At 28.3% G+C, this 16,218-nt stretch carries 16 protein-coding genes; 1 reads left to right on the top strand and 15 read right to left on the bottom strand.

The window, feature by feature from the left end; translation table 11 throughout:
* Positions 1 to 7: 7 nt before the first annotated feature.
* The 4 genes from rho to LW893_RS04250 all read right to left on the bottom strand — a co-directional run bounded on the left by rho (position 8) and on the right by LW893_RS04250 (position 3,726).
* Positions 8 to 1,312, bottom strand: coding sequence for a transcription termination factor Rho (gene rho, locus LW893_RS04265; RefSeq protein ID WP_233055986.1), 1,305 nt, complete (start codon positions 1,310 to 1,312; stop codon positions 8 to 10).
* Between the two features lies 1 nt (position 1,313).
* Positions 1,314 to 2,294: a class II fructose-bisphosphatase gene (gene glpX / locus LW893_RS04260; RefSeq protein WP_233055985.1), complete on the bottom strand. Its 981-nt coding sequence runs from the start codon at positions 2,292 to 2,294 to the stop codon at positions 1,314 to 1,316.
* A gap of 12 nt (positions 2,295 to 2,306) precedes the next feature.
* Positions 2,307 to 2,948 carry a fructose-6-phosphate aldolase gene (fsa, locus tag LW893_RS04255; protein WP_233055984.1) on the bottom strand — a complete coding sequence of 214 codons (642 nt, stop codon included), beginning with the start codon at positions 2,946 to 2,948 and terminating at the stop codon, positions 2,307 to 2,309.
* A 115-nt stretch (positions 2,949 to 3,063) separates the two neighbouring features.
* Positions 3,064 to 3,726: a DUF421 domain-containing protein gene (locus LW893_RS04250; protein ID WP_233055983.1), complete on the bottom strand. Its 663-nt coding sequence runs from the start codon at positions 3,724 to 3,726 to the stop codon at positions 3,064 to 3,066.
* Positions 3,727 to 3,862: 136 nt separating this feature from the next.
* Between LW893_RS04250 and LW893_RS04245 the strand changes: the two genes are divergently transcribed.
* Positions 3,863 to 4,555 carry a class I SAM-dependent methyltransferase gene (locus LW893_RS04245; protein WP_233055982.1) on the top strand — a complete coding sequence of 231 codons (693 nt, stop codon included), beginning with the start codon at positions 3,863 to 3,865 and terminating at the stop codon, positions 4,553 to 4,555.
* A 46-nt stretch (positions 4,556 to 4,601) separates the two neighbouring features.
* On the opposite strand, the gene LW893_RS04240 is transcribed toward LW893_RS04245, so the two are convergent.
* The 11 genes from LW893_RS04240 to LW893_RS04190 form a co-directional block, all read right to left on the bottom strand.
* Positions 4,602 to 5,096 (bottom strand): LPXTG cell wall anchor domain-containing protein, encoded by a 495-nt coding sequence (locus LW893_RS04240; RefSeq protein ID WP_233055981.1) that lies wholly within the window; start codon positions 5,094 to 5,096, stop codon positions 4,602 to 4,604.
* Between the two features lie 124 nt (positions 5,097 to 5,220).
* Positions 5,221 to 6,060 (bottom strand): hypothetical protein, encoded by an 840-nt coding sequence (locus LW893_RS04235; protein WP_233055980.1) that lies wholly within the window; start codon positions 6,058 to 6,060, stop codon positions 5,221 to 5,223.
* Positions 6,061 to 6,267: 207 nt separating this feature from the next.
* Positions 6,268 to 10,020, bottom strand: a complete 3,753-nt coding sequence (locus LW893_RS04230; protein WP_233055979.1) for a collagen-like triple helix repeat-containing protein — start codon at positions 10,018 to 10,020, stop codon at positions 6,268 to 6,270.
* Positions 10,021 to 10,267: 247 nt separating this feature from the next.
* Positions 10,268 to 10,525: an SWEET family sugar transporter gene (locus LW893_RS04225; RefSeq protein ID WP_233055978.1), complete on the bottom strand. Its 258-nt coding sequence runs from the start codon at positions 10,523 to 10,525 to the stop codon at positions 10,268 to 10,270.
* Between the two features lie 84 nt (positions 10,526 to 10,609).
* Positions 10,610 to 11,386, bottom strand: coding sequence for a leucine-rich repeat domain-containing protein (locus LW893_RS04220; RefSeq protein ID WP_233055977.1), 777 nt, complete (start codon positions 11,384 to 11,386; stop codon positions 10,610 to 10,612).
* Positions 11,387 to 11,880: 494 nt separating this feature from the next.
* Complete coding sequence (locus LW893_RS04215; RefSeq protein WP_233055976.1) at positions 11,881 to 12,084, bottom strand: hypothetical protein; 204 nt, start codon at positions 12,082 to 12,084, stop codon at positions 11,881 to 11,883.
* A gap of 132 nt (positions 12,085 to 12,216) precedes the next feature.
* Positions 12,217 to 12,786, bottom strand: a complete 570-nt coding sequence (locus LW893_RS04210) for a hypothetical protein (RefSeq protein ID WP_233055975.1) — start codon at positions 12,784 to 12,786, stop codon at positions 12,217 to 12,219.
* A gap of 44 nt (positions 12,787 to 12,830) precedes the next feature.
* Positions 12,831 to 13,547 (bottom strand): hypothetical protein, encoded by a 717-nt coding sequence (locus tag LW893_RS04205; protein ID WP_233055974.1) that lies wholly within the window; start codon positions 13,545 to 13,547, stop codon positions 12,831 to 12,833.
* 52 nt (positions 13,548 to 13,599) lie between these two features.
* A complete protein-coding gene (locus LW893_RS04200; protein WP_233055973.1) occupies positions 13,600 to 14,349 on the bottom strand; it encodes an ATP-binding protein in 750 nt (249 codons plus the stop codon).
* A 163-nt stretch (positions 14,350 to 14,512) separates the two neighbouring features.
* The gene (locus LW893_RS04195; RefSeq protein ID WP_233055972.1) at positions 14,513 to 15,049 is read right to left on the bottom strand and encodes a hypothetical protein; all 537 of its coding nucleotides are present in this window, start codon (positions 15,047 to 15,049) and stop codon (positions 14,513 to 14,515) included.
* A 266-nt stretch (positions 15,050 to 15,315) separates the two neighbouring features.
* Positions 15,316 to 16,203: an exonuclease domain-containing protein gene (locus LW893_RS04190; RefSeq protein ID WP_233055971.1), complete on the bottom strand. Its 888-nt coding sequence runs from the start codon at positions 16,201 to 16,203 to the stop codon at positions 15,316 to 15,318.
* Positions 16,204 to 16,218: the final 15 nt, after the last annotated feature.

Raw genomic sequence — 16,218 nt, 5'->3', positions numbered from 1 at the left:
TAAAAATTTAATTGTTTTTTAAGATAGCTTTGAAAAATTCTTCGTTGTTTTCAGTTTTCTTAATATTCTTTACTAGATTTTCCATAATTTCATTAGTATTTGTATTTGAAAGTTTTCTACGAATTAAATTTGCAGATTGAATTTCTTCTTCACTCAAAAGTAAATCATCTTTTCTAGTACCTGATTTATAAATATCTATGGCAGGGAAAATTCTAAGTTCTGAAAGTTTTCTACTCAAATGAATTTCCATATTTCCAGTTCCCTTAAATTCTTCATAAATCATATCATCCATTTTACTTCCAGTATCTACAAGTGTTGTTGCAATTATAGTTAAACTTCCACCATTTTCAACATTTCTAGCTGATCCAAAAAATCTTTTTGGCTTATGCAATGCAAAAGGATCAAGTCCACCTGTAAGAGTTTTTCCAGAAGACGGTGTATTTACATTGTAGGCCCTTGAAAGTCTTGTTATGCTATCAACTAGAATAACAACATCTTCTCCAAGTTCTACAAGTCTTTTTGCTCTTTCAAGTACAAATTCCGCAAGTCTTATATGATTTTGAGGCAATTCATCAAAAGTTGAAGCAATTACTTCCGCTTTTGTAAATCTCTTCATTTCCGTAACTTCTTCAGGTCTTTCTCCAATAAGTAAAACAAAAATCTTGCTCTTTGGATTATTGATTTCTATTCCTTTTAAAATTGAACGAAGTAGGCTTGTCTTTCCTGCCTTTGGAGGAGCAACAATCAAAGCTCTCTGTCCCTTTCCAATAGGAACTAAAAAGTCAATTATTCTAGTTGAAACCTCTTCTTTTTCTGTTTCTAAAGTGAATTTTTCATTTGGATAAATTGGAATTAAATCATCAAAATCTTTTCTAGCTTTTAGTTCTGAAACCTTAATATCATTTATTTCATTTATATAGATAAGCGGAGAAAATTTTTCAGTTTCTTTTCTTTCTCTAGTTAATCCTAAAATTTTATCTCCCTTTCTAAGTCTAAATCTTCTTATTTGAGTTGGAGAAACATAAGTGTCTTCCTCTCCAGAATCATAGCCATTTGAACGTAAAAAACCATAACCATCTGCTGTTATATCAATGAGTCCACAAACTGTTGTAGTATTAGACTTTGAATCATTTTCATCTGGTTCATTTATAATAATTTTTTCAGAATCTTCACTTTCAAAACCATTATCAGCTTTCAAAATTTCAGAAATCAACTCATCCTTTTTATACTTTGAAACATTTGCTATTCCATAAGACTTTGCAATAGTCTTTAATTCATCAAGATATTTTCCTTTTAAAAGTTCTATATTCATACTATCTCTTTATCTTAGCATATTCAGGTTTTTTAGAAATTCTATGAGTTGCTTCAATTCTTCTAATTGTTCCTGTTTCAGCTCTCATTACTACTGAGTAAGTCTTAACTCTATCATTACCAATATGTCTTACTCCATCTAATAATTCTCCGTCAGTTACTCCAGTTGCTGCAAATAGAACTTCATCACCTTTTACTAAATCATTCATTTCTAATACTTTTAGTGGATCTTCAAGTCCCATAGCTTCACATCTCTTAAATTCTTCTTCATCAGCTGGAACAAGTCTTCCTTGGAAAACACCACCTAAAGCTTTAATTGCAGCAGCAGCTAAAACTCCTTCTGGAGCTCCACCAATACCAACCATTAAATCACAACCACTATTTTCAATACAAGTTGCAATAGCTTGAGCAATATCTCCAGCTTCAAAAAGTTTAATTCTAGCACCAAGTTTTCTAACTCTATCTATAATATCTTGATGTCTTTCTCTATTTAAAATACTTACAGTAACTTCACCAACTTCTTTTCCTAAGGCTCTTGCAAGTCTTCTAATATTCATTTCAATTGGTAAATCAATATGTATGCAATCAACCGCTAAAGGACCAGCCGCAATTTTATCCATATACATATCAGGAGCATGTAATAAACATCCCTTAGGAGCACATGCAGCAACTGCAATCGCATTTGGTAATCCATTTGCTACAAGAGATGTACCATCAACTGGGTCAACTGCAATGTCAACTTTTGTAGCACCTTGTTGTCCATTACCTACAACTTCTCCGATATATAACATAGGAGCTTCATCCATTTCTCCTTCACCAATAACAACAGTTCCTTCCATTGGAAGTTCATTGAACATTGATCTCATGGCTTCAACGGCAGCACCGTCTGCTCCATTTTTATCTCCTTTTCCTAAAAAGTAAGATGAACGAATTGCCGCAGCTTCTGTAACTCTGACTAAATTTAAACTCAAATTTCTATCCATAGTTTCCTCCTATTATTTAACACTTTCCCAATCTTTTAAAAACTTTTCAATTCCTATATCAGTAAGTGGATGTTTTAACATTTGTTTGAACACTTTATATGGTACTGTTGCAATATCTGCACCACTTTTAGCTACTTGAAGAACATGCATAGGAGTTCTTACAGATGCAGCAATGATTTCAGTTGTAATTGCATAATTACTGAAAACTTCAAAAATATCTTCAATTAAAATCATTCCATCAGAACTTATATCATCAAGTCTTCCTAAGAAAGGACTTACATAAGTTGCTCCTGCCTTAGCTGCAAGAAGTGCTTGAGTTGCTGAGAAAATTAAAGTAACATTTGTTTTAATGCCATCTTTACTTAAAACATTAACAGCTTTTAATCCCTCTTCAGTCATTGGAATTTTAATTACAATATTCTTATTAATCTTACAAAGTTCTCTAGCTTCTTTTACCATTCCTTCTGCTTCAAGACTGATAACTTCTGCTGAAATAGGTCCATCAACAATTGAAGTGATTTCTGTTATAACTTCAACAAAATCTCTTCCTTCTTTTGCAATTAAAGACGGATTTGTTGTAACTCCATCAAGAATTCCCCATTTGCTAATTTCTCTTATCTCATCAACATTAGCTGTGTCAATAAAAAATTTCATCTATTGCCTCCTAAAAAAATAAATCTATTCGTTTATATTTTACCACAAAATTATTTAAAATGCTAACAACTACAACTTATAATAACAAAAAAAGATAACAATTAAGTTATCTCTTTTATAATTTAAATTTATCACTTGAAACTTTTCTGTTATAAGGAGCAAGAATTAAATTTCCGTCAATATACTCTCCTAAAAATACTTCGCTATATGATTGTAAGCCCTCTTTTTTAAGCTCTTCTTTTAACCATTCTTCATCTCTATCAATTACTTCTAAAATATCAGTTTGTAAATGACCGTCAGTAATCAATGGGTATCTTGGATTTTCTTCTCCATGACGAATAATAATAAGTTGACCATTTTGTTCAACAATAGCTCTTTTTACATCTTTGATTGAATTCACTTTATTTGTTCTAAGTTTAAAAGAAACATCATGCGCAGACAATCCCATTCTTCTACAATTATCTATATTGATTTCTCCATCATCAATAATTATTAATGCTTTTCCATCTATAATCTGTTTTACTTTTACAACATGTTGTTTAAGCCATTTTAAACCTAATACAAGAGCACACCAGATACATAGAATACCTATAAAGTCAAGTATTTTAATACTATTATTGTAAATTACACCACCTATAATTCCCCCAAGTACATAGTTTTGAACTTGATCACTTGCTGAGTTAGGTGCTAAGTTTCCTTTTCCTGAAATATTTATTATAGTTATTAAAGCTAAAAATCCAAGTAATAATTTTATAGCCACTAAAAGAAATGGATTCATTTTATTCCTCCTAAAGAATTAATATTCTTAAATATTTTATCACAAAAATATATATAATGCTATATTTTTTAAAAAAGTTACATTTGAAAAAATGGGTATATTTATATTAATATTATATTTGTGAGTGGAGGATTATATGAATAAATTTTATAATGAAATATGTAAATATTATGAAGATATTTTTCCAAAAAATGAAGCACAACTTAATTTTCTAAACAGTATTTCAGAAGGAAAAGACTATTTAGACATTGGCTGTGCAACAGGACTTGTTGCTAAAAACCTAGAAAAATTAGGTAAAAATGTTACATGTATCGACCTAGAAGAAAGCATGGTAAATGAAGCAAGGAAAAAAGGACTTAAAGTATATGAAAAGAATATGCTTGAACTTGACTTTGAGGAAAAATTTGATGTTTGCTATTGCATTGGAACAACAATTGCTCACTTAGAGGATATAAATCAAATATGTAGCTTTATACTAAAAACTCTTGAACTTTTAAAAGAAGATGGAAAATTAGTATTAAGTTGGGTAAATTTTAAACCATTTATCCTTACACATGACCTATTCCTTGGAGCATTACCAACACTTGGAACAAAAGTAAAATTCACAAGAAATTATTATAGAGAAAATAGCAAAATCCGTTTCAATACAGTTCTTACTACAGAAAATGAAAGTTTTGAAAATACTCAACTTCTAGTTCCTCTATTAGTTGACGACATAATTTCATTTGTAAATAGACTAGGACTAAAATACGAAATCTACGGAAACTTCAAAAAAGAAGAATTTGACGAAGAAAACTCTCCATCAGTAGTATTTGTAATAAGTAAATAGATAAAACAAAAGCCTTTAGAAATTCTAAAGGCTTTTTTAATATTTATTATTTTCTTTTTTTAGAACTAATTACAATTCCCATTGCTCCTGTTAAAACAGTTGCCACGCTTAGTAATGCGCTTGAGTTTGCGATTCCAGTTTTTGGTAATTGACCATTTTGTGGTTCTTTTTCAACTGGTTTTTGTGGTTCCAGTTTTGGATTTTCTGGCTTTCTAGGTTCTGGTTGTGGTTCAGGTGTTTTTTCAACTAATTTGTATTCGAAAGCCACATTAGTTGTACCTTCTTTTAATTTACCACTTTCTGGAGCAGATGTAGCTGAAACTCCAACATATTCATATTCTTTACCATCATAAGTAATTTTGGCAGGACGTTCATTTTCGTTTTCTGCAGCATTATACTTAAGTAATTTTCCGTCTTCTCCATAAATAGGAGTTTCTTTTGTATCGTTATATGTTTCTTTTATTTTTGTATTTGTTCCTTTGATAACATAATCAACATCAACTTTTCCAAAATATAATGCAGAAACATCTTGGTCAGCCATATCTTCTTTTTCAGAAATATAATAAGTTACAGCTCTGTTAGCTCTTAAAGTAAAGATTTTTGCATAATGGAAGAAAGTATCTTCTTTAATATTTGTATCTTCTGGAATATTAGTCCAATCTCCATTATTTGGAGTTATATAAGTGCTTGGATTCGCAACAGATTTGATAAGATGTCCATTTTTTACATACTCTTCTGTTACTAAAGTAGGGTTCTCCTATTCCGCCATAATTAGGAATTGGAGTTCCTTCCTCATCTTCCTTTTCAGATGGTAAACCTAAAACGTGATTATGGTATTCTTCTAAGCTTTGAGCTCCAGACTCATAACCAGGTGCTCCATCTTCTTGACTTGCTTTCCATACCATTCTAGCATCAATCGGTAAATATTTAATTTTCTTTGCTTGTTCTAAAGGAACACTAATTTCAAGTTTAACAGCTTGACTTCCATTAACATTATGAAAAACACCTAATGTAGTTATATATTTTTGATCATCATAATTATATCCTAAAAGATAATAACCTTTTTTTCCTGCAGCAACTTCTTCTGCACTTGGTAAATCAATATCATCAGGGTCATCAAGTGACGGATCATCCATTTTCAATCCTTTTAATGGTAGATTTGCTTTTACAGGTTTCCCATTTTCGTCTCTAGTTCCTATTAATGTTAAATTTATTTTAGCATTTGGTATAGGTGCAAAACGAATTGTAACATCACTTACTGTTTGACCATGGTCACTTGAATGCATTCTTTGAAAAGCAATGATATAAGAGTAAATTACACTTTTACCATCTTCGCTTAATCTAGCTTCTTGTCCTTCAACATTAATATGTCCACCTTCACTAATTAAATTATCAGCTTGCGGTATTGGATCTTCAGCTTTAACATAGTTAGAAGCATTTCCAGATACTAGAACACTAGCTGAAACTGCCATGCAAAGAACTATATTTTTCAAACTCTTTTTCATTAAAATTCCTCCTAATTAAAAATAAAAAAATTTTTTAATTTTATAAAATATCACATAAAAAAATGTGAACAATATGCTTAATTGTATCATTAAAAAAATAAAAAGTCAATTAAATTTTACTGTTTTTAGCATATATTTAAGCATATATTTAGAAAAAGAAAAGCCTTTAGAAATTTCTAAAGGCTTTATTCTTTAAATAATATTTAATTATTTTCTTTTTTTAGAATTAATTACAATACCCATTGCTCCTGTTAAAACAGTTACTAAACTTAGTAATGCAGATGAGCTTGCAACACCAGTTTTTGGTAATCTATTACCCTTTCCTGGATCTCCTGGTTTTCCAGGTTTTCCAGGTTCTCCTGGTTTTCCAGGTTCTCCCGGTTTTCCAGGTTTTCCTGGAACTACTGGTTCTTCTTTAAGTTTATAGATATAAGTTACGTGCTTATCTCCTTCAACTACCTTTCCAGTTGTAGAATCTGAAGATTCAAGATGTCCTTCACTATCTACAGAACCAACTGTATAATTTCCTGCTGGTACTAAAACATAAGTTTTACCATCTTTTACAATTTCTTGTGGTCTATTGTCTACTACTGTATCGTAATCTTTATCTACTGGTTGAGCATCTTCATCAGTTACTCTAGATTTAATTACATTACCTTCAGTATCTTTATAGTAAACATATACATTACCTTTTGGTTGTGCTGGATCTGGTTGTGGTTGAGGAGTTGGATCTTCTTTAAGTTTGTAAATATAAGTTACATTCTTATCTTGTTCAGCTACTTTTCCTGTTGTAGGATCTGATGATTCAAGATGTCCTTCATTGTCAACTTGACCTACTGTATAGTTTCCTGCTGGTACTAATACATAAGTCTTTCCATCTTTTTCAATTTCGTTTGGTCTATTATCTACTACTGTATCATAATCAGAGTCAACTGGTTGTTGATCCATATCTTTTACAGAAGTTTTTAATTCATTTCCTTCTGTATCTTTGTAATGAACATATACATTACCTTTTGGTTGTGCTGGATCTTCTTTAACTTCTTTATAAACATAAGTTACAACTGATTTTGGTTTATCAACTTTTCCTGTTATTGGGTCAGAAGATACAAGATGTCCATTTTCATCAACTTTACCTACTGGATAATCTCCCTTTGGTACAAGTTTATATGTTTTACCATCTTTTTCGATAGTATTTGGTTTTTCACCTTCTTCAGTTGTATCATATGGTGTATCATATGGTGATTTTGGTGTATCTTGTTTTGGATCTTTAAGTTCATTACCATTTTCATCTACATAAGTGATAACAACTTCGCCTTTTTTTGGATCTTCTTTAAGTTTGTAAATATAAGTTACATTCTTATCTTGTTCAGCTACTTTTCCTGTTGTAGGATCTGATGACTTAAGATGTCCTTGGTTATCTACTTCTCCTACTGTATAGTTTCCTGCTGGTACTAATACATAAGTTTTACCATCTTTTTCAATTTCGTTTGGTCTATTATCTACTACTGTATCATAATCAGAGTCAACTGGTTCTTGATCCATATCTTTTACAGAAGTTTTTAATTCATTTCCTTCTGTATCTTTATAATGAACATATACATTACCTTTTGGTTGTACTGGATCTTCTTTAACTTCTTTATAAACATAAGTTATAACTGATTTTGGTTTATCAACTTTTCCTGTTATTGGGTCAGAAGATACAAGATGTCCATTTTCATCAACTTTACCTACTGGATAATCTCCCTTTGGTACAAGTTTATATGTCTTACCATCTTTTTCGATAGTATTTGGTTTTTCACCTTCTTCAGTTGTATCATATGGTGTATCATATGGTGATTTTGGTGTATCTTGTTTTGGATCTTTAAGTTCATTACCATTTTCATCTACATAAGTGATAACAACTTCGCCTTTTTTTGGATCTTCTTTAAGTTTGTAAATATAAGTTACATTCTTATCTTGTTCAGCTACTTTTCCTGTTGTAGGATCTGATGACTTAAGATGTCCTTGGTCATCTACTTCTCCTACTGTATAGCTTCCTGCTTCAGGTACTAATACATAAGTTTTACCATCTTTTTCAATTTCAGCTGGTCTATTATCTACTACTGTATCATAATCTGAATCTATTATTTCTTTATCCATATCAGTTACAGAAGCTTTTAGTACATTTCCTTCTGTATCTTTGTAATGAACATATACATTACCAACTTGTTTGTATACATAAGTTATTGTTGATTTTGGTTTTTCAACTTTACCTTTAATTGGATCAGATTTTTCAAGACGTCCATTTTCATCAACTTTACCTACTGGATAATCTCCCTTTGGTACTCTCTTATATGTCTTACCATCTTTTTCAATAGTGTCAGGTCTTTCGCCTGGTTCATCTGCATTATATGGTGTATCATATGGTGATTTTGGTGTGTCTTTTTTAGGATCTTTGATCTTATTACCCTTATCATCAACATATGTGATTTCAACTTCACCTTTTAGTTTACGGAAATAATAGTTTACATCAGTAGACCCATTTGGTGGAGTTGGAATTGAGTAGTTGTTTGAGAATGAAGTAAATCCTTCCAATCCTATATAAGTAAAACTTCCATCTGGTTGAGTTACTTTAGTTTTTGCTACAATAGCAGTAGTCTTTCCAGCAATTACATTCTCTGCATTATTACCTTTACCAGCTGCTGTAAGTGCAACATCTGGACCCTTTGTAAATGGCTTGTCATATTGTCTTGGTTGCTTATCTTCATCAGCTATATAAGTAACTTTTTCAGTCTTTGAAAACCAACCAGTTACAACAAGAGATCTGCTACCTGCTGTTTCAGTAACTTCGATATAGTAGTCTCCATTTTTACTATTTACTTTAGTAACTTTACTTTCCGGAGCTGTCCATATTTCTCCCGGAGCGTTTACTTTAGTTGTATATAATAAAGTGTATTTTGAAACATCTGTTGATCCAACATCATCTCCATTGAAATTATCAACTTCTGATGGATCAAGAGCATAAAGTCTAGTTACTGTTGAACCCTTTGAATCTACAACTTCAGAAATACGTTTAACATAGTAATGGTTAGCTCCACCTTTAAGTTCAACTAATTTTTGACCTGCAACATGTTTAACAAGACCTGTTTTTGGTTGATTGTTATCAGTTGTAGCTTCTATTCTTTCATATTTTTCAATATCTCTGTTATCTGATGCTACATATTGTTGACCAGAAATACCATTTTGAACGTATTTTGTAATAACTTCTTCATCACCTGTTGGTTTATAAGGTTGTCCTTCAGTGTATTTTGACTCATCAATTTCTCTGTAGTAAGTTATTTGTTCAGGTTTTTTAAATGGTACTGTAGTTTGAACATTTGGTTTGTCTTCATTTTCGTTTCCTGGAAGTTCAGTATCACGAACTTGAAGTGTTTCATACTCAAGATTTGCATGTACTAATGAGAATGTTAAAGTACCAGGAGTTGGTCCATTTGCAGGTACATAAGTCAATGTGTTTGTAACCCCTGCAGCATTATTTGTAATGTAGCTTGGTAATTGAATATCGCTATCTCCCGCATTAAGTTCTCTAGTATAAACTTCAGCACCTGTTGATTTTTTAACTATACGTAAGTATACTTTTGGATTTGATCCAGGATTACCTGTGATAGCATCTCTATCTACAGAAAGTGTTGCATAGTAATCAAAATTTGTTTTTGTTTTTGTGTTTGGATCTGTTCTAAGGAACTGCCAAACTCCAAATGTGTAACGACTAGTATTTGGATCTAAAGCATAACCCGCTTTATTGAACGGAGCATCTGCAATTGACGCATTATTTGGATCTGTAATTACAGGTGTTGTTGTTACGTTCTCGTCAGCTTTAACTGTATCTATCACGTTAAAATATTTAACGGTGTTTCCAGAAACTAGAACACTTGTAGATAAAGCCATACAAAGAACGATCTTTTTTAAATTCTTGTTCATTAAATTCCTCCTTTTTTAATATAAAAATTTTCCTTAAATTTACTAAATTATTATTCAAAATTAAAAAATTTCTCTAAATAATCACTTTAAATTGTATCATTTTGTATTGTAAAAGTCAAACATTTTTATAGCTTTTAGTCATAAAAATTTTTATTAATAGATTTTTTTACATTAAAAACTAAAAATAGATTATTTTTTAAAATTAAAAATGTCGATATTTTCTAATATATATCGACATTTTACCCTCTTATAAAGCTGTAATTGCAGCTATTGTTCCAAAAATAACTCCTGGTACATTGGCAACAATAATTGGCCAATCTTTTTTCTTTTGAAAAAATCCATAACTGCACCATAAAATACAGTTGATTGCAGCAACCATAGGTTGTAAAAATCCACTCTTATTACCATTTAAATTGTTAATAATTTGTGGAAAATAAGAAATGTACATAAGCATTGCAGTACCTGTTGCTATCCATCCCAAAATTTTAAGGGTTTTTTGACTCATTACTTTTCCTTCTTTCTTTTTAAAATATAGAATATATTATACCATATTTTTTTAATTTATAAGATACTGCATAATAAATTTATTTTATTTTTTATAAAATTCAGGATTAAATACAATTGTTCCATATTTTAATTTTGGAAGTTTAATTATCTCATCATATAATTCATTAACCTCTTTAGACGGCTTTATAGATAAATGCTCTATATTTTCAAGACTCAAAAGTGGAGTATAATCTTTACTTTTTACAACACTTGTAAAAAATCTAAAAAATCTTAATTGCTTCATATCTTTCAAAAAATCAATAGAATCTATATGAATGTTTTTCGGAGCAAAGCTATCTCCCTCAATAGTAAGACTTTCCAATTTTTTAAGATTTGTAAGTGGAGTATAGTCAAGAATTTTTTGAAAATTTTCAACAGTTAAAGCTACTAAATTTTCTAACTTCGAAATTGGTTCAATACTTCCAACACTTGAACCTGAACCTAAATGAAGAAATTCAAGATTAACAAGATTTGAAATCTTTGATATATCTGGATAAACTCCCCATTTAATATATAATTTTTTAAGATTTTTTTGAGAGCATACCGCATCAAAAAGTTCTTGTGGCATTCTTGTACAAAATGTAAGTTCTGTAAAAGCATTCGGATTTTTAATTAAAAAATCACACCATTCATTTACAACATTTTTTCTTGCCTTTGCAGTTTTGTACTTTGAATTAGAACTATCATCTAACTGAGTACAATTTATTATAATTGCACTTTCTCCATTATATTCAGAAACTTCAACAATACTTCTAGGTCTATTTTCATTTCTGAAGTAATAATCATAACCGTATATTAATTGTTTTTCATTTAAAACCATTTTTTACTCCTTTCTATTTAAGAAGATTATATCTAAATTTTCATTGTAAATACTTTATTCTGATTATATCATAAGAATATATTTCATTCAATTATAGCAACTTGTAAAACAATGCCCCTAACACGTCATCTCGACCGAAATGAGTGAAACGAATGGAGTGAATCTAGCCCTAACTTTGTTTACTTGTAAACAAAAGTAGGTCTGACGGGGTAATTGTATCGTTAGATACAATTGCTCTGGAGATCTCACTACTATTATTTGTTTACAAATAATAGTAAGTCCTGTAAAGGACTTATATAAAAACAAAAAATATTATAAGAAAAATTTTTTATTTATTTTAAAAAATAAAGTCATTTTATTTATATATTTTATTAATTGAAAAGTTTCGCGTCAATCTCATTTCCACAACAAAAAAAGACGATATTTCTATCGCCTTAATTTTTTATCCTTATAAATCGCATTTGACTAAAAAGTTCTTTTTACTTAATCAGTATTTAAAGTTTTTCAATTGTAAAACTCATTGGTTCAAAATCATCTTCATCATATTCATAATCACCTGGATTAGACATATTTAGAATTTCCGCACCAGTTCTCTGATAACTTTGAAGCTCATATGCATATTCTTTAGCTTCTTGTCTTGAATCAAAAATTTCATCTTCTTCTTCTCCTGTTTCCCAAACAATTTTATACTTTGCCATAACATTCTCCTTATTTTTAAAAATTTTTTACCAAATTATTAAATTTAATTTATTAATATACGACTAAAGGACAATTAAATTTTGATTTTATATTTAGCCAATTTTGTTATATATAATGCTCAAAATGCACATCTATAGGTTATAATTATTTTTTTCGCATTTTTCCCAAAACTCATCACAGTAATTATTATGTTGATAATAATTTAATATTGGTACATTTTCATCTACCAAATACTTACCTATACAATGTTCTACACCATTTCGACATTTTAATATATTTTTTACATTCTTATAACCAGTACTTTTAATGTCTAATCCTCTTACCGGAATAACTATTACTTTTGATTTATCCCATTCATTATTAAGGTGGTCTAAAAATCTCCAAGTTCCATAGTTTTTATTAGTTGAAAATCCTATGTCAATACCAGCTCCTACCAAAGCAATGTGACCGCTTTTTAAAAATTTAATCCATATAATATGTTTTTCATCGTTAATTTTTGAATTTTTAGTTATTTCTTTAGTTATTTTATTATAATCACACTTTTCAGTACTTAAATCAAACTCTATTATATCTCCATCTATATTTTTATTTTTTAAGCATTCTGATAGTTTTTTCTTAATTTTGTTCAAATCAACTATTGGTTTTTTAAATTCTTCTGTAGCTTTTTCTTTTCTTTTATCAATAGACAATTTTTTAACCATATTAGGCTTTTCTCCTTTTTATTAGATTATATTTTTACGATAAATTATATTTTATTTAATATTTTTAATACTTTTAAATCAATAATCAATTTACGAGTTATCTCTACATATTTATTTCTATTAGCTAAATACATATATAAATGAAATATCCCAATACTAATTACTAATAAAATTATTAATGCAAAAGAAATAGTATATGTTTGTACTTTATTAGTTTTAAAACTTTCTGATATTACATTTGGAATAATCGCGCCAATAATTAAATAAAAAATTTTAGAAAAAAAATCAATAATTGGTTTCATAGAATTAGATTCATTATATAATTTACTTATAGGTTCTATTTTTAAATTAAAATAGTCTATCACATAATCAATATTGTTACTATTAATATTATATTTATTCAAAATACTACAAAATTCATTATCTCTAATTTTATTTATATCATATGTATAATCATTAAATCCTTTCAAATTTTTTACTATTATTAATATAGTTAACAATATAAAAATTATCCACAATATAATTGTTATATTTGGTTTGTTATTCAATATAAAGACTAATCCCATTATATAAATTATTAAATCAGCAAAAAGTATAATGATAATACGGTTACAACTTTTATTATTATTACTTTGTTTAGCTCGTTTTAACACACTTGTTAAAGAAGATAAATTCTTATAATCTTTATACAAATTTGATAAGTTAATCTTTAGAGTATCTTTATTTTCAAAAATTATTTTATTATTTCTATTTTTAATCATAATTGTTTATCCTAGTCAAAAAATATTCCTTTATTAAAATTTTTCTTTTAACTTATTCTTTTGAAATGTTAAAATGCATTTCCCATAATTTTTCAACATCCTCATAACTTGCATTTTTTCCTTTTGGTGTATTAGTGTCGCCAACTCTAGTATATATATGAAAAGGGTTAACATCTCTGTATTTTTCAGTTAAATATATAGGTATGTATTTAGATTTTTTACATACAAGAACATCTATTTTTTTACTTTGATAATATATATGTTTTAGTTCAACTTTTGGCGTATGATCCCCCGCAAACTTTATATTTTTGAGCAAATCATAAATTTCTTCACTATTTTTTTGTTTATTAACACCACAGATTTCAAAGTTATTTGAAACTCCAAATATCAAATAAGAATCTTTTCCGCTTGTGTTATTAGATAAACACAAAATATCATGAATTAAATCACCCTGTTTACCGCTATCATACCATTCTCTTTTAAAATCATAATTTTCATCTTCTTTTTTACTATTAATTAAATTAACTATTTCAGAATTAATAGAATCAATTTCTATTCTTTTACATTTAATATTATCGACTAATTCTTTAAGCTCCTTATTTTCTTCACCTTCACATTTCCCATTAACACATGTATTATTCTTATTATTTGTATCGTATATATTAACAATAGCTCCGCTATTATGGAATTTAATTTGCCAAAATTTTCCATTATTTTCTTTTTCTATACAATCAGAAATTTGATATCCTATTTTTGACAAACAATCTTTTACATATTCAATATCTATCGTTATTTTTGACATTTTTAAAAAAACTCCTCCATTATATAACTTTTCACAATAAAATTTCTTTTTTACTTCTTCTTTTTTATATACAATTATCAATTTTTACATTTTCAACTTTTATATCTTCATAATTAAAAATATAAATCACTATTATATTCTTATTTAAAACATTAAAATTTTCTTATTCATTATCTTCCAAATCTTTTTTTAAATCCTTAATTGCTTTAGTAAGTAAAATATCAATACTTTTAAGGTAATCTAATCTTTCTTTATTTGAATCATGTTCATCTTTTAAAGCGTTTAAAATTCCTTCATGTTTTTTTAAAGCGTTTTTATAAACTTCTTCTTTCTCTTGCTTTAATTTTTTATACTTATTTTTATTTGCTATACTAATTCCGATACCTGACATTATAACCATAGGTGCAGCTAATACAAATACTCCTGCAACCATTCCGCCACCAATAATTCCTCCAGCTACAGCCAATCCCGATGTAATTCCTGCTGCAGATAAACCTACAGTTCCTAATGTATATAGAGCAGCAAAAGAACCCGTTGCTCCAACTCCAGCACCCAACGCCCCAAATAACACATCACTAATAGGACTTTTACTAATTATACGAGTTTTATCTTCTAATGCCTCTGCCGCTTCATTAATGACATTGATAACAGGTTTTAAAGCATCCAAACTTTCAAAAATCATATCTTTTCTTTTTTTCATTATAAATACCTCCCTATACAATCATTTATAGCTATATTATAACATATTTTAATTAAATATTATTATTTTTTCCATAATTATATATTTAAGTTCATAAATTTATACTGTAAAAAGTTAATATGTTTAATTAATCTTCAATAAATTCGCTTAAACTAGTAAAACAATATTACTAATATACAATCTTTGATGAAGTGCAACGAAAACTAAAATTCTCATCTTTTATTACAAGCAAAAAGACGATATTCATATCGTCTTACAAAAACTTTTTAAATACATATTAAATCATAGAAAGTTTGTTCATCTAAAACATCTATATCTTGTCCCTCTAGCTTTAATTTTTCTGCCTTTTTGTGCTTTGAAGATTTTTCTCCTTTAAGTATTGCATTATAATCATTGTTTCCTAAAATTAAATAATTTGTACTTTTAGTAACATTATTATCTAAAATTCCACCTAAATTAACAACTATTTTCATAGCGTCTTTCCTATCCATTTTTTGAAGTTTACCAGTAAATACAACATGTCTATTAAAGAAAAAATTATCTTCATCTATTTGATTATCATCAGGAATAATAGATGCTATATTTATTCCATTTTTACCCATCCATAAATCTTTAATTTCAAGATTCTTGACTTTCATAACTTTTTTTATATTATCATAAAGATTTTTTGTTGATAAACAATCAGATAAAGCTCTATGTTCTTCGATATTAAAATTTAAATATTTATTTAAGTCTGATAATCTGTGATGAGACAATTCTGGATAAAGCTTTCTAGCAAATTGTAAAGTATCCATATATTTATTATTAATAGCAATATTAAAACTATTATTTATAAATCTAATATCAAAAGAGGTATTATGTCCAATAAGAATATCATTTCCTATGAACTCTAAAACACTGTCTTTTACCTCATTTATTGAAGGCATATCTTTAACCATTTCATTACTAATTCCTGTTAATTCTGTAATAAACGAATTAATTCTAAATGTTGGTTTTATCAATTGATTATATTTCTCAACAATTTTATTGTCTCTAACTTTTAATATTCCAATTTCTATAATTTCATCAAAATATGATGATTTTCCAGTAGTTTCTACGTCTAAAACACAATAATTATCTATAATTTCTTTTGTATAGTTTTCATTTAAGCCCATAATATCCCTCATTTT

It is taken from the genome of Parvimonas micra (assembly GCF_021300775.1).
Lineage (GTDB): Bacteria > Bacillota > Clostridia > Tissierellales > Peptoniphilaceae > Parvimonas.
This window is presented reverse-complemented; position numbering and strand designations above follow the sequence as displayed.

Bases quoted from the DNA above. Each gene is read 5' to 3' on its own strand.
- LW893_RS04225 (WP_233055978.1), bottom strand. From the start codon at position 10,525: ATGAGTCAAAAAACCCTTAAAATTTTGGGATGGATAGCAACAGGTACT.
- fsa (WP_233055984.1), bottom strand. From the start codon at position 2,948: ATGAAATTTTTTATTGACACAGCTAATGTTGATGAGATAAGAGAAATT.
- LW893_RS04245 (WP_233055982.1), top strand. From the start codon at position 3,863: ATGAATAAATTTTATAATGAAATATGTAAATATTATGAAGATATTTTT.
- glpX (WP_233055985.1), bottom strand. From the start codon at position 2,294: ATGGATAGAAATTTGAGTTTAAATTTAGTCAGAGTTACAGAAGCTGCG.
- LW893_RS04220 (WP_233055977.1), bottom strand. From the start codon at position 11,386: ATGGTTTTAAATGAAAAACAATTAATATACGGTTATGATTATTACTTC.
- LW893_RS04250 (WP_233055983.1), bottom strand. From the start codon at position 3,726: ATGAATCCATTTCTTTTAGTGGCTATAAAATTATTACTTGGATTTTTA.
- rho (WP_233055986.1), bottom strand. From the start codon at position 1,312: ATGAATATAGAACTTTTAAAAGGAAAATATCTTGATGAATTAAAGACT.
- LW893_RS04190 (WP_233055971.1), bottom strand. From the start codon at position 16,203: ATGGGCTTAAATGAAAACTATACAAAAGAAATTATAGATAATTATTGT.
- LW893_RS04195 (WP_233055972.1), bottom strand. From the start codon at position 15,049: ATGAAAAAAAGAAAAGATATGATTTTTGAAAGTTTGGATGCTTTAAAA.
- LW893_RS04210 (WP_233055975.1), bottom strand. From the start codon at position 12,786: ATGGTTAAAAAATTGTCTATTGATAAAAGAAAAGAAAAAGCTACAGAA.
- LW893_RS04205 (WP_233055974.1), bottom strand. From the start codon at position 13,547: ATGATTAAAAATAGAAATAATAAAATAATTTTTGAAAATAAAGATACT.
- LW893_RS04200 (WP_233055973.1), bottom strand. From the start codon at position 14,349: ATGTCAAAAATAACGATAGATATTGAATATGTAAAAGATTGTTTGTCA.
- LW893_RS04240 (WP_233055981.1), bottom strand. From the start codon at position 5,096: ATGGCTGACCAAGATGTTTCTGCATTATATTTTGGAAAAGTTGATGTT.
- LW893_RS04230 (WP_233055979.1), bottom strand. From the start codon at position 10,020: ATGAACAAGAATTTAAAAAAGATCGTTCTTTGTATGGCTTTATCTACA.
- LW893_RS04215 (WP_233055976.1), bottom strand. From the start codon at position 12,084: ATGGCAAAGTATAAAATTGTTTGGGAAACAGGAGAAGAAGAAGATGAA.
- LW893_RS04235 (WP_233055980.1), bottom strand. From the start codon at position 6,060: ATGAAAAAGAGTTTGAAAAATATAGTTCTTTGCATGGCAGTTTCAGCT.